Origin of the sequence: Paenibacillus sp. HB172176 (assembly GCF_011947265.1) — a bacterium.
GTDB lineage: Bacteria > Bacillota > Bacilli > Paenibacillales > Paenibacillaceae > Pristimantibacillus.
In genome coordinates, this window is record NZ_JAATHD010000007.1 from 252,051 (window position 1) to 265,987 (window position 13,937).

Annotated in this window: 10 protein-coding genes; 5 read left to right on the forward strand and 5 right to left on the reverse strand. The window is 47.2% G+C overall.

Annotated elements, in window-relative coordinates:
- Window positions 1–4 precede the first annotated feature (4 nt).
- From HFP08_RS12450 to HFP08_RS12465, 4 genes are all read left to right on the forward strand, one after another.
- Window positions 5–898, forward strand: coding sequence for a carbohydrate ABC transporter permease (locus tag HFP08_RS12450; RefSeq protein WP_481856567.1), 894 nt, complete (start codon window positions 5–7; stop codon window positions 896–898).
- 85 nt (window positions 899–983) lie between these two features.
- Entirely contained in the window at window positions 984–4,706 is a 3,723-nt protein-coding gene (locus HFP08_RS12455; protein WP_168120920.1) for a cellulase family glycosylhydrolase, read from the forward strand.
- Window positions 4,707–4,736: 30 nt separating this feature from the next.
- Window positions 4,737–7,133 carry an alpha-L-rhamnosidase-related protein gene (locus HFP08_RS12460; RefSeq protein WP_168120921.1) on the forward strand — a complete coding sequence of 799 codons (2,397 nt, stop codon included), beginning with the start codon at window positions 4,737–4,739 and terminating at the stop codon, window positions 7,131–7,133.
- Window positions 7,134–7,162: 29 nt separating this feature from the next.
- A complete protein-coding gene (locus HFP08_RS12465) occupies window positions 7,163–7,909 on the forward strand; it encodes an alpha/beta hydrolase (protein ID WP_168120922.1) in 747 nt (248 codons plus the stop codon).
- 48 nt (window positions 7,910–7,957) lie between these two features.
- Here the strand turns inward: HFP08_RS12465 and HFP08_RS12470 are convergent, their stop codons facing one another.
- The 5 genes from HFP08_RS12470 to HFP08_RS12490 are packed head-to-tail and all read right to left on the reverse strand — an operon-like array spanning window position 7,958 to window position 12,576.
- Window positions 7,958–8,755, reverse strand: a complete 798-nt coding sequence (locus HFP08_RS12470) for a polysaccharide deacetylase family protein (RefSeq protein ID WP_168120923.1) — start codon at window positions 8,753–8,755, stop codon at window positions 7,958–7,960.
- Window positions 8,756–8,780: 25 nt separating this feature from the next.
- Window positions 8,781–9,113, reverse strand: coding sequence for a rhamnogalacturonan lyase family protein (locus tag HFP08_RS12475; RefSeq protein ID WP_168120924.1), 333 nt, complete (start codon window positions 9,111–9,113; stop codon window positions 8,781–8,783).
- Window positions 9,064–9,723: a hypothetical protein gene (locus HFP08_RS12480; protein WP_168120925.1), complete on the reverse strand. Its 660-nt coding sequence runs from the start codon at window positions 9,721–9,723 to the stop codon at window positions 9,064–9,066. Before HFP08_RS12480 ends, HFP08_RS12475 begins: the two co-directional genes overlap by 50 nt.
- A gap of 44 nt (window positions 9,724–9,767) precedes the next feature.
- Window positions 9,768–11,702 carry a hypothetical protein gene (locus tag HFP08_RS12485; protein ID WP_168120926.1) on the reverse strand — a complete coding sequence of 645 codons (1,935 nt, stop codon included), beginning with the start codon at window positions 11,700–11,702 and terminating at the stop codon, window positions 9,768–9,770.
- Window positions 11,695–12,576: an ABC transporter ATP-binding protein gene (locus HFP08_RS12490; RefSeq protein WP_168120927.1), complete on the reverse strand. Its 882-nt coding sequence runs from the start codon at window positions 12,574–12,576 to the stop codon at window positions 11,695–11,697. The genes HFP08_RS12485 and HFP08_RS12490 overlap by 8 nt, the downstream gene beginning before the upstream one ends.
- Before the next feature lie 866 nt (window positions 12,577–13,442).
- Between HFP08_RS12490 and HFP08_RS12495 the strand changes: the two genes are divergently transcribed.
- Window positions 13,443–13,937, forward strand: a 495-nt coding sequence (locus HFP08_RS12495; protein WP_481856565.1) for a transposase family protein, incomplete at its 3' end; no start/stop codon positions are given.

Here is a 13,937-nt window from a genome sequence, read left to right on the forward strand (position 1 = left end):
AATAATCGTGTATAAGATGTCAACCAGTCGGAAGTTATTCGTTTCCTTTAACTACACTTTTTTAACGCTTTTGTCGATTTTATGTTTGTTGCCGCTCGTTCACGTCCTGGCCTTATCCTTCAGCTCAAGCAGTGCAGCCACAACAGGCATGGTCAGCTTCTGGCCGGTAGATATGACATTCTCATCCTATAACTTCGTCTTAAGCAAGCCGCAATTTCTAACCTCGATGGGCGTCACCTTACAGCGCGTCGTTGTTGGCGTTACGCTCAATCTGATTTTGATTATTATGGTCGCGTATCCCTTGTCCAAGGAAGTTAGAGCATTTCGTATGCGGACAGTGCTTGCCTGGTTTTTCGTATTCACCATGCTGTTCAGCGGCGGACTTATTCCATTGTATATGACTGTGCGCAATACCGGCTTATTGGATTCGATTTGGGCGCTTATCTTCCCGACATGGGGAACGGGATCGAATATTTTCAATATCGTATTGATGCTGAATTTTTTTCGCGGATTGCCCAAGGAATTGGAAGAATCAGCGATGATGGATGGGGCAGGCCACTTTACAATCTGTTGGCGCATCATCGTTCCTCTATCTCTGCCGGTGCTGGCGACCGTGACATTGTTTACGATCGTATTTAACTGGAATTCCTGGTTTGACGGGCTGATCTACATGAACAGGACGGAGCATTATCCATTGTCGACCTATCTGCAGACCATCGTGGTTCAGAGTCAACTGACGGAGGTTGATGCGAATGATTTGGCGAGCTTGCAAGAGGTATCGGATCGGACTGCCAAGGCTGCGCAAATCTTCATCGGTACGCTTCCGATTCTGCTAGTTTATCCATTTCTTCAACGTTTTTTCATTAAAGGCATCGTTCTCGGCAGTGTGAAAGAGTAAAAGAGCTAAGGCGACATCGAACGATTTGGCAACGTATCATGTCCAGCAAAACATCTTGCTGGACATATTCCGGGAGGGGCTAAAGATGAAGATTCAAAAGGGCATGAAGCTATTATGCATGATGATCATGACGGCAATGGCGATGAGTGCCGTTATTCCGTCATCCTGGACGGTGGAGGCGGCAGACGTCACACCTAACGGACAGTTTCAGGTTATCGGCACGAAGATTTATGATCCTGACGGCAATGAATATATCGCCAGAGGAACGAATATTAACGGCATGAATTGGGTTTGGTCAAGGGAAGATACACAAGACGCGGATTTGATAGATGATGTCTGGAATTTCAATATGGTTCGGGTTAATAACTACTTGAAGCCTTTGCCAGGCTTACCTGCGTTTACGACGAATAATGACCTGGATCAGATCATTGACGAATTTACGAGTCGGCATATTGTTGTGATGTTAGAGATTCACGATTTTACGAACGGAATACCGTCCGATAATCCGAGTGATCCGAACGCGGCTACCTTGACGGAGTTGGAGGATTGGTGGGTGGATATTGCCGCGGAGTATCATGACAATCCTTATGTCTGGTTCAATCTGTACAATGAACCGGGCGGAGCTCCCAGTTCGCAATATGAATCTATTGCAAGGGATTTAATATCCGCAATAAGGACGGAGGCTCCGGATAACGTCATCGTGGTTGACGGCGGCTACTCGGGGCAAGACAATTCTGGCGGAACAGCCAACGTGACAGAAGCGGGGAGCAGCATCCTGACCTATGGTCAAGGTATCATTCAGGGCAATACGAATGTCATCTTCAGCGTGCATATGTATGGGTACTGGAACGGCACAGTTGAGAGATTCGGGGATTATATCGACCAGGTGCATGCGAAAGGTCTTGCCATTATAATTGGAGAATTCAGCAGCAACGCGACGACGAACAAGCTTTATTCTGCCGTCAAAGCCGCTATACTTGTAAGCGCAAACAAAGGAATCGGTTGGTTGACATGGTGCTGGGTTAATGGAGACGGACATCTCACCGCGACGGATGACGGCGGGGGTTATGGCGTCGACAAAATAAACGGCGACAAGCCAACAAACCTGACATGGTTCGGGGACAAGGTATGGGACTACGCGCATGGACAAGTTCCGGACTTCGATAAAAATGATTTGTCCATTACGGAAGTCGTGCCGGATGAAGCCAGGGTAGCCCAGGGAGATGAAATTCGGTTTGCTGCAACCTTATTGAACACGGGTGATTTCGAAATTAACGGAACGGTTAAAGTGAATTTTCTATTGGGAGGTCAGATCGTTGCATCGGGTGAATTTAGCGGAACTATCCCGAGGTTTGGAGCAGCTTCTATTGTATCTGATGGCATTGAAGCCCCGTCTTCCAATCTGACGGTTACGGCTGAAATCGATTCAGCGGGAAGTACGTACGGCAGTGACGACGATAGCGGCAATAACGAACGAACGCTTGAACTGATAGGCGGAAGCCCGGGAATCTCCGGCTTTGATTTGGTTCCTGTATCGATTTCCCTAAGTCAGAGTCAAGTGAACTACGGAGATCGCGTGAATATCGATGTCAGTGTGATGAATCAGGGCGATACGGCAAGTCCGTACAACTGGACGACCATAAACTTTTATGTGAATGGCGTACGAGCGAAATATGTTGGGGATACGGTCTCCATTCCGGCAGGAGGAAGTCATACCTTTACCTTGCAGGACTATTTGATAACCCAAACGAAAGATTTCGCGCTTGCAGTCAGCGTAGATTATAAAAACGATGATTTAAACCATGAGAATGACAAAACATTTAAGCTCATCCAATTGGAATCGAACGCAGAGAATGTGAATCTTGTCTTGAATTCGGGATTTGAAAGCGGTACAGCGGCGAACTGGCAGTTCTGGGGAGGACCCGATACGGCAACAATCACTTCGAACACTGCAGATGTGCACAGCGGATCTTATGCGTTGGAGGTTGCTTACAATGGCGGGGGCTATTATCTCGATCTGGAACCGAATACAACTTACGTCTTGTCCGCCTACGGCAAAACTGCCACAGCGGGAGATTTGTTCTCCTTCGGTGTTCAGTATGCCATTGACAGTGCGGGCACTCAGGAAAAGCATACGATTAATTTCACTTCAACCGATTACACATTAGGGGAGTTTATCTTCACGACACCGGACAACATAGAAGCTGGTTCTGCCAATGTCTTTGTGTTCAAAGGCACAGGCGCGGATGAATTTTATCTTGACGATATCACACTCAAGAAAGAGTCGAACCTGGTGCTCGATCCGGGATTTGAGAGCGGCACAACCGCAAAGTGGCAGTTTTGGGGAGGAACCGATGTGGGAGCCGTTACATCGACAGCCGCGGATGTGCACAACGGTTCGAATGCTCTGGAGATCAGCCATAGCGGCGGGGGGTACTACGTGAGTCTTCAACCCAACACAACTTACGTGTTATCGGCTTTCGGTAAAAATGAGACTGCCGGGGATACGTACTCGTTCGGCATTCAGTACGATAGGGATGATGCCGGAACGACGGAAAAGAGCATAGTCAATTTCTCGTCTACCGACTATACATCCGGTCAAGTGGTCTTTACCACGCCAGCTTACATTAAAGCAGGCACCGCAAATGTTTTTGTGTGGAAAGGAACAGGAACAGGCAAGTTTTATCTGGATGATATAAGACTTAAGAAAGAAGCGAATCTGGCTCTTAACGCTGGTTTTGAAAACGGGACAACAAGCTCCTGGCAAATTTGGGGCGGCTCAGGCGCGTCTACAGTCACAAACGCTGTTTATCATAACGGCGCCTACGCACTCGAAGTGAATAGTCAAGGGGGCGGACAATTTTTCGAGCTCGATCCGAATACCACTTATATCGTGTCGGCTAATGGCTTTAACTCCGTCACAGGAGAAAGCTATTCATTCGGCATCCAGTATAACACGGATGAGATCGGGACAAATGAGCAGCATACTGTGAATTTTTTCAATTCAGATGCGTTTGCATGGAGGCAGGCTGTGTTCACCACGCCGAGCTATATGAAGCCTGGAACAACAAGCGTGTTTTTCTGGAAAGGGACGGATACGGGAAATCCATCCTATCTGGATGATGTTGTGCTGGTCAGAGCGCCGATTCAACCCAAGCCTCCGACTCCCAGTCATTTGGAGGTCACTGAAACGACGGCTTCATCGGTGGTCTTGTCATGGGATGCAGGCTTGGATAATGGCAGTACCGTAAGCTATAGCGTATACAGGAACAACGAATGGGTTGGACAGGTGGAAGGAAATGTATTGGCGTACGAGGACACAGGGCTTGCTTCCGGTACGACCTATACGTATACGGTTAAAGCGGTGAACGGAGCAGGCAATCTATCCGATGCAAGCAATGAAATCAGCGTAACGACGAACGGACATTATGAAGCAGAGGATGGGGCACTAACCGGTGTATCTGTTGCTTCGTCGGCAGCAGCTTATTCCGGCAGCGGATATGTGGATGCTTCCTCGTTTAATGTTGCCGGCGACAGTGTCACATTCTCCGTCTATACACAGGATGCCGGCACCTATCAATTGTTGATCCGATACGCTGCTGGGAACGATAAGCCGAATAGTGTAGTTGTTAATGGCGATAAGCAAAAAATAACGTTCTCGAATACCGACTGGGCGTGGACGACGCTTGACGTCGGAACTATAGCGCTGAATGCCGGTTCAAACACGATTGAATTGCTGCATGACTATGGGGATTACGGGTGGATACACATGGACTATATTGAAATCGAAAGCGAAGCACAGCAATAATGCTTCGGAGGTTTAAGGAGAGTAGGCTGTATGGAGGAAAACAAAGATTGGCGCGCCCAATGGATCTGGCAATCGGATTACCCTTGGACATCCGACCCAGGAGCGCATGAGATGGTTTTGTTTCGCCGTTCCTTTGGGGTCGGGGATCCCGCCGAGGCGAAGCTGCATGTGAATGTATCGGCAGACAGTCGCTATCGTTTGTACTTAAACGGAGAATCAGTCTCCGTGGGGCCATGCAAGGGCGATTCGTTCAGCCATTATTACGAATCGATTGATCTTAGCGGAAAGCTGCGCAGCGGTGACAATGTGCTTGCGGCCAAGGTATTGCATTATGCGGCAAGCAACCCGCATCGCATTGGGAGGAGTGGACCGATCTCGGTCCACCGCTCCAATACAGGAGCGTTCTTGCTGGAAGGCGCCGTGCAGGAACCGGGCAGGCTCGAACAACGTTTAGATACGGATGAACACTGGAGGTGCAGGTTTGAAGCGGGCTACAGCATGCAGGCTAACCCATTGATTCAATGGCTGGGCGGCTGCGAAACGGTCGACGGAACGAGGATGTCGCACGGCTGGACATCTCTGGACTATGACGATCATTCCTGGAAGCCAGCCGTCGTAATATGCGCAACGAGCAATCGCTTCGGAGAATTGACTCCCTGGCAGCTGACTGCCCGTCCTATTCCGATGCTTTTTGAAAAGGATAAAGGATTCACTGCTGTATCCCGATGCGAAGAAGGCTATTCAGCCAGCTCGCTTTCCTCCTTGTTGGATCCGGACAATAACGGTACATTGACGATCGTGCCTCGAACAAAATTTTGGGTAGAGCTGGATGCTGGGGAATTATCAACCGGTTATCTGCGTATAGACATGCGGGCTGGAGGAGGCAGCGAAGTTCGCTTGCTCGCTTCAGAATGCTATGAACCCTTGGAATCCCAACCCGATAAGCGGTTAAAAGAAGTGCGTGACAAAGCTGTCGATGGGAAGCTAGTCGGCGATAACGACTATTATCGGGTCGCAGGCATCGGAAGGAAAAGGCAAGTCGAAGAGGTGTATGAACCGTTCTGGTTCCGCACCTTTCGGTTTGTCCGATTGGAAATTGAGACGAATGACGAGCCATTGGAGCTTGTTTGTATACGATTCCGGGACACCGGCTATCCGCTGGACGTGCAAGCAGAATTCCAATGCTCGGATACCGGCGCCAACCAATTATGGGCGTTATCCGTTCGAACATTGCGGAATTGTATGCACGAGACGTACGAGGATTGCCCTTACTACGAGCAGCTTCAATATACAATGGACACTCGTTTGCAGATGCTGTTTACCTACGGGTTGAGCGCGGATGATCGGCTGGCTCGTCGGGCATTGCATGACTACCACAGTTCGGCGTTGCCTTCGGGAATGCTGCAGTGCCGTTATCCGTCGGAATACCCGCAAGTCATTCCTTCTTTCTCTTTGTTCTGGATTGATATGCTGCATGATCATTATATGCATTTTGGAGATTTGGCATTGCTCCGACGCTATCGTCATACTATGGCAGGCTTGCTGAATTGGTTCGAACAGCGGCTGACTCCGGAGAAGTTGGTCGGGCCAACGCCGCGCGCGTACTGGAGCTATTTCGATTGGGTAGAGCAATGGCCTGGCGGAGCCCCGCAAGCGCGTGAACACGGCCCGGTTACCTTGCTCAGTCAGCTTTATTCGGCTGCCCTGCAGCAAGCGGCTGAATTGTTCGAGGCGACAGGTTGGAGAGATGCGGCTTCGGAGGCTGACACGCTTGCCAAGCAAGTGAATGCCGCATTGATTCGACATTGCTGGCACGAAGAACGAGGAATGTTCGCCGATGGACCGAATATAGACGAGTTTAGCCAGCATGCCCAAATATGGGGAGTCGCTTGCGGAGCCGTTCAAGGAGAAGCGGCGAAAAGCTTGATTGATCGTATGCTCGGGGATGCATCGTTAGCCATTGTCTCATTGCCTATGTCGTACGCGTTGTTTCGCGTGTTAGCCAAAATCCGTATGTATGAGCGTTCGATTCTATTATGGGACCGCTGGAGATCCTTATTGAAATTGAATTTGACCACTCTGCCGGAAATTGCTCATGGCAGTCCGCGCAGTGATTGCCACGCTTGGAGTGCGTTGCCCTTGTCCGAGTATCCCGGCGAAATTCTCGGCGTGCAGCCGAGAGCGCCTGGCTTTGCGGTTATTCGGATTGCTCCAAAAATGTTGAATTTGAGGTGGGCGAGAGGCAAGGTTGCCACCAAGCACGGATTGGTTTCGGTCGATTGGCATTTGGATGATGGAATATTCCATTTGGATGGGGAAGGTCCACACGGCATTCCTATCGAGATAGAGCTTCCGAACGGTGATTCGCTACATTTTCCTGCAGGCGGCGAATTTCAAGTGGTTTGCGATGTAAGCGGTTGTCCATAAAATTATTGACGAAGGAGCCTCAAAACGTAATGATTATCGAAACGATTATCTTAAATGAGCAACGAAATGTTGCATTGACGCGCTACGGATTGGACAGCTCGCACGAACTCGCAAATGCCGATGCACGCCCGTCTGTCCTCATCTTTCCCGGCGGCGGCTATTACGGCTGCTCCGATCGTGAGGCGGAGCCGATTGCTGTTGCTTATCTGGCTGAAGGCTTCAACGCGTTCGTGCTGCGCTACTCGGTTGCGGAGCATGCTGCATGGCCGCATCCATTGGAGGACGCCCAGCAGGCGCTCTCCCTTCTGCGAGATAACGGTGAACGATGGAAGCTGATTTCGAACCAGATTGCAGTTGTCGGCTTCTCTGCAGGTGGACATTTGGCAGCGGCGCTTGGTACAATTGGCGCTTGCAAGCCCGATGCGCTAATTCTTGCATATCCCGTTATTCTGGATAAATCCGGCGAAAATTACGCAACAAGGATTCCGAGTCTGGACGAAAGGGTTACTTCGGCGACGCCGCCGGTGTTCCTGTTTTCGACCAGGAATGACAAGCTTGTGCCAATTGTGCATTCGCTCCGCCTATTGTCGGCGCTTGAAGCTCATGATATTCCCTTCGAGAGTCATCTGTTCGAGTCGGGGGCTCACGGCCTCTCCCTCGCCAAGCCGCACACTGCCAGCGGCTTTCGTCGATTCGTCGACGATGATGCAGCGCAGTGGCTTCGCTTGAGTGTTCGCTGGCTGCACAAGCGCTTCTCCTGTTTCGAGACGAAGTAATTTGTTCTATCCGTTGGAAGCGTGCATCAATCATCGCAAGCTCGGCCGCTAAAGCTTCACCGTACAACCGCTTTCGATTTTCACTATAGCCTTATCCACGCTGAGCCATACGTCAAGCGCGGAGGCGTTGTAGACGAAATCCAGGCTTGCCGAAAACTTTAACTGCTCGTACGCTTTGAGATAGTCGACGATCTGAATATTGGTTGCGTACCAAATGTCGTCGCGTCCGCCGACGAAGGCGCTGAAGCGCTCCATCAGCACCCAGTTGTTGTCGTTATCGAATTCATAGCTGTGGCCCCAGACGTACATGAGGTACAGATATTGCGACTTATGCAGATCGACGAATCGTTCCGCATGCTCCATCAGCTTCTGATTGTGATGGCAGGTTGCTTGCCACTCCAGATAGTCCCTCGGCAAGTCGAAGCCGCCTGTCGTCGATACGACCCTGGCGTATTCAATGCCAAGACCCGGGAGCATCTCCTTTAGCCGCGCGTTGTAAGAGCCATTCGGATAGGACATGCCGCGCACGGTATAGCCGGTCAGGCGCTCGAGCGCCTTGCGATCCTCGATAACCTCATGCACCATCAGCTCGTTCGGACATCGGGCGATCGTCGGATGACGCACCGTATGCGCCGACACTTCATGCCCCTCGTAGACCGAGGCGATCTCCTCTGCGGGAATGCGATCCTTCGTCCCGAGCAGTCCAGAGTTGATATGACAGGTGCCTTTCAAACCGTGTTTGTTCCAAATTTCAATCAAGCGTTTGTCCGCCATGCGACCGTCGTCGTAGCTCATCGTCAAGGCCTTGAACCGGCCTTCGGGGTAACAGAGCAATACTTCTTTCATTTGAAAATACCTCCTCTATTTTTGATCAGCCCGAGGTAATTGCCACGGGCGAATCGAAGGTGCCGCTAATGATCTGTGTCGTCATATTCGCCGCCCACTTGATGTTCATATTGGTGCTCGGCGCCTTAGCATCAATAAGCTCGCCCCTGGCCGTCATTAAGCCGAAGGATACCGGGCCTTTTACATCTTCGCTGGGCCATACCTGCATTCCTCTATAATCGGGGTCAACCTGTTCCGTCATCCCGCGTCCGACATCCTCGGTCACGAAGCCCCCGAACAGCACCTCGCCGGTAGCCGCATCGAACGCATCATGTTCGACTAGAATAATAATGGCGTTGACAGAAGAGCAAGAGAGCAAAGATAACAGCTCCAATACTGCAGAAAATGAATAGATATCGACTCAAAGCAAACTCAGGATCCGAAGAAGTATATTTTGAAAATAAATAAAACGTGTTGGTTATTGCTCCACTGGTCAGAGACTCTGTTACCCAGTAAAATAAGGCGGCTCCAAGTCCGGCAACATATGATCTGCCGATCAAACTGACTAAAAGGGCTAAATGGCCAAGCCATAATGCTGGAGGAAGTACATGAAATGAAAACGACAGAAAGGGGATTGGAAGCACCCATACATGAATAACCAAAATACTGCCTAAAAAAAGTGCAAAGATCATACATAAACTGAGCAACCATCTGGCAACGAAATAGGCAATGCTGCGGTATGGAAGTGACATAAACCATCCGCTTGTTTCCTTGCTGGTCTCTGCGGTAAATAACGGCGACATCAAGAAAACAACAACAAGAGGGAAAACATATTCATAAATGAGTTGAACATGGATCGGTTGAATGAACGGTACAAAATGCCAAGGTTGCAGGATGATAACGGCGAAAACTTGGCAAAAAATTAGAAAAATCGAGGCGTTTATTAATGAAGACCAAAATAACTTCACTTCCAGCATGATTCGGCCCATGAATACCTCCTCCTCCTTTTCCAATTTCGTCTTCAATAATTACCTTAACTCAATAGCTGCGTATACATGGTTTTTAGGAAATTCAGATTCTGTTGTTCATTATTGGATTGAATCTGATTAATAAGCGTTTTTTCACCCGAATCTATTGGCATAGGCTTATTCGCTTGTTTTAAGAGATACGCAGACAGTACGATGATGAAACGTTTTTTATCTTGAGGGTCGATTGGTCCATCCAGTAAACCATATGTGTCGCTCCAGAATGTAATGATCTTTTGAGTGACTTCGCTATCTGGATACAATCCATCCAGTAAGTAAGATGGAACTTCAATAAAGCCTTCGCCAGTCATCTTTATGTCATGCGATGACGTATGAATCCAATCGACAGGAATGATTGTATCCAACTTGTTCATTTTCTGTTGAGGGAGCAATTGTAATAATAAATTTTTCCCAGCTTGAAAAAGTGAGGTGATCTCATAGGCATACTGAGGATCAACTAATTCATTCGCTATCACTTTTGTACTCGTCTTTTCCGACTCTACAATCGTTTCCCTTAATGGTCCTCCCCATAAATTAAACCCTGATTCATAAGCATTAACGGGTTCAAATTCTATAGTCTGGACATGATTGGTCTTTGTCCGCTCGATAGTACGATAGTTGCTGTATAGATGTATCGTATCTGGGAAATGGACGGTTACTCTCTTTGGCATGGCCTTAACAGATAAAGGTAACGGAAACCATTCTTGACTCGTTGGTAAATTCACGTTCCGCTTATCCGCAAAGTGCATTGGAGTCATTGTGCTGTTGTTCGTTAATTTATAATCAGCCGGATTCCCCTCATAATTAATCAAAATTGTAGAGAAACGTTGATTCTTTAAATCCAGTCGAATTTCATTTCCACTTCTGGTAAAAGGCACAGGATTCTCGTTTGCTAGAACTTCAGTAACGTTATAAGCCTCATTAAGTTTGAAAGCAAAGGAAGCGATTGAATTTTCTTCAGGAAACTGAATGCGAGCCCGAACAAGGATATTACCACTGAGCAAGGGCTTCATATCCAAGTCGTAAATCAAGGTCGGTTTTGCATTCTGCTCCTCCATTTCCTGTTTCTGATTAGGGTTAATATAACGTTCTACAACTGCTCCATTAGAATCTTGAGATTTCTTCAACAACAGATGCCCTGTCACGAAACCAACTGCAAGAATGCAAAGTATCAGTAACGCTGCCTGTTGGGCACGAGTCCCTGGTTCGCGTCTTTTCCTCGCTATCGTTTGTACAATAAATAGGAAGAGAGCACATGCAACAGTCAAATAAAAACCACGATGCATCCAAAAGGAAAATTCCCTTGAAAATCCGAACATGTCATTAAAATAGCCCATCGATTGATAATCAAAGAGCAAGAAATTCGGAATCAAACGAGCAGACAAGGGTAAAAGTGGAGTAAGCAACAATAGGCCACCATAAATGTGTAGAAAAAATAATAGGAAACCAAGAAAATATCCTATTCTTTTTTTTAGGAGACCGCCAAGAATCCATCCTAATGCTAGGCTGTAAAACATCGGAATGAGTGAAGATAATAAGAACCAAAGAGGATATAAACTGGTATCGGGAAATAGCATGGCTCTTTTCCAAAGGTAGATGCATACCGGAATACATGTAAAAATTGTAAACGGAATGAGGTAGACAGTGATTTGGGCAGACCATCTTTTAATGGAATGGTAAGGGATGCTTGCCATGAGCTGTGCTTCGCCAACTGTTTGATCGTTTCTTGCACCATAAACACCTGATAAAACAGCTAATATGGCGAGAGCACCCAGGTACATAAATTCAAATTGCTGCAAATAATAGCCGACATGAGTAGTCCATTGATTGATTGAATGTACAAGCCAAGCATGGAGTCCTCCAACCAATAATAATATCCAAAAGAAAGCACCTCGTGTTAGTTGCTTCCATTCCGTTTTGAAATGCCCAAGCCACTCATTCACCAGCCTCACCTCTTGTAAAGTATAAATAGGCATCCTCAAGGTTTGGCATAGCAAGTTGTGCCCCCGGATACGGACATCGCTCAGCAATCATTCGTACTTCGAAATCCCCAGAAACCATTTTCCGGCGGCTAACGAGAGAAGTTCGATTCCTACTCCACAGATAGTCACTCTCGGGGATTATTGCTGTCCAAACTTGGTCTTCTACTTTGGAAAGAAGGTTTTTTATTGATCCATAAAATACAATTTTTCCTCGATCCAATATAGCAAGCGACTGACAACTAGCTTCAATATCGGCTACGATATGAGTGGATAAAATGATAGTCCGGTCTTGACCTAAATCCTCCAACAATTCTCGAAACCTTATACGTTCTTCGGGGTCAAGACCAGCAGTAGGTTCGTCAACAATAATGATTTGGGGATTGCCAAGAAGAGCTTGTGCAATACCAATTCGTTGTTTCATTCCCCCAGAGTATGTTTTTAATCTTTGTTTGGCTTGTTGCTGTAAATTCACTTTTTCTAAAAGGCTGCAGACTGTCGCACGGCGGTCCTTCGCCGATTTTATTCCTTTTAAAAGGGCGATGTAATGAAGAAATTCCTCACCGGTTAATTTATCAAAGAATCGTGAAGTTTGTGGCAGGTACCCTAAGCACTGTCGAATTTGATGATCGTCTCTACCTAGTATTAAGGAACCCATCTGAACTCTCCCGTTTGTCGGTGGAATAATCGTTGCCAAGATTTGCATCAGTGTGCTCTTTCCTGCTCCGTTTGGTCCTAGCAATCCAAACATACCTACACCTATCTTTAAATTCACTTCACATAGGGCCTGTTTTTCCCCACTGTAGACTTTATTTAACGCTTCGATCTGAATATCCACGTTCACACCACCTGATTGTTCTTTATTGTTTCTCTTCATTGTTCACATTAGTAGAATACCATTTTGCTTGAGAGTTACTTGCGTTGCAATAATTTTATCTGAATATACAAACTTTTAATTTATATCAGGATTCAAGCATGAAAAAATCCTTTACAATAGATAGGAGTGGTAGACCTGTCCATAAATCAGACTACGATAACGGTGGCCAAGAAAAATGATCGTACCCAAATGAATGAACTCGTTCATGTACCTGGTGTTACCTGCGTCTTTAATCGTGGTTACATCGATTTCGCTGCATTTGACCGCTATTCGCTGCAGAAGGATTGGACATGAAAATCAAGCATAGTTTATTGCAGTTGACTCGCTGGTTGACCAAGTTGTTATGGCAACCATGCAGTGGGTGGTTCATGCAACTTAAGAAAAAGTCAAGTCGACCGTCAAAAGGCCGACAACGAACTAACAACGAAACTTGATGGCGGCAGCTGAGAACCTCACATAAGTGAACATATTTGTATAATTAAACTCAATGGACATGCTACCTTTAAGCGGTATTTGGCATTTTTCCTTTTGCGCCGAAAAACAATTATCTGAATATCCTGCCTTCTAACATTTCAGGTTTTATGCAACCGTAGTGTTGTGAAATAATTCATTTTTGGAGGATTAATTCATGCGGAAAGGCAGTTACAAGTTTCGCAGTCAATCAATTCTGCAGATTAACTAAATGTTAATTATATACAATTAACCTTAACCCTTAATCCGTGAAGCAACTTAAATAAAAAGCTAGAAAAACGAAGGAAATCACATCTCTGATGGCGAATATTAAAGATAACAAGCGATTATCTAAATTCACCTGAGAGGTGCTATATATGAAGATCCAATTCACCCAATCTAAGGAAATCCTCTTAACAACCCATGCGGGCCTGGCTTCGGTCGGTGCGCTGCTTTCCCATACACAATTGCCACAACGTCTGAATCGCTCCGTCGTGAAGGGAATGGAGCATCCGATTCACGGCAACGGCGATGTCATGACCAGCTATCTCGGCTTACTTTGTCAAGGCAAAAGCGACTTCGACCATATCGAGCCCTTTCGCAAAGACGTCGTGTTTCAAACGTGCCTCGGCATCCGCAAGGTACCATCAAGCCCGACACTCCGTCAACGATTGGATGCCGCCGCTCAAACGATGGACGCCAATTGGAATGAAATCCTGCTGCAGGAATCCGCCAATCTAATTCGCAACGTAAAGGCTCCGGTAAGCGGGCTCATTGCCGGCGAACACACGCTCATCCCACTGGACATTGATGTATCGCCTTTCGATAACTCCGGTACAAAAAAAGAAGGCGTTGCACTCACGTATAAGGGA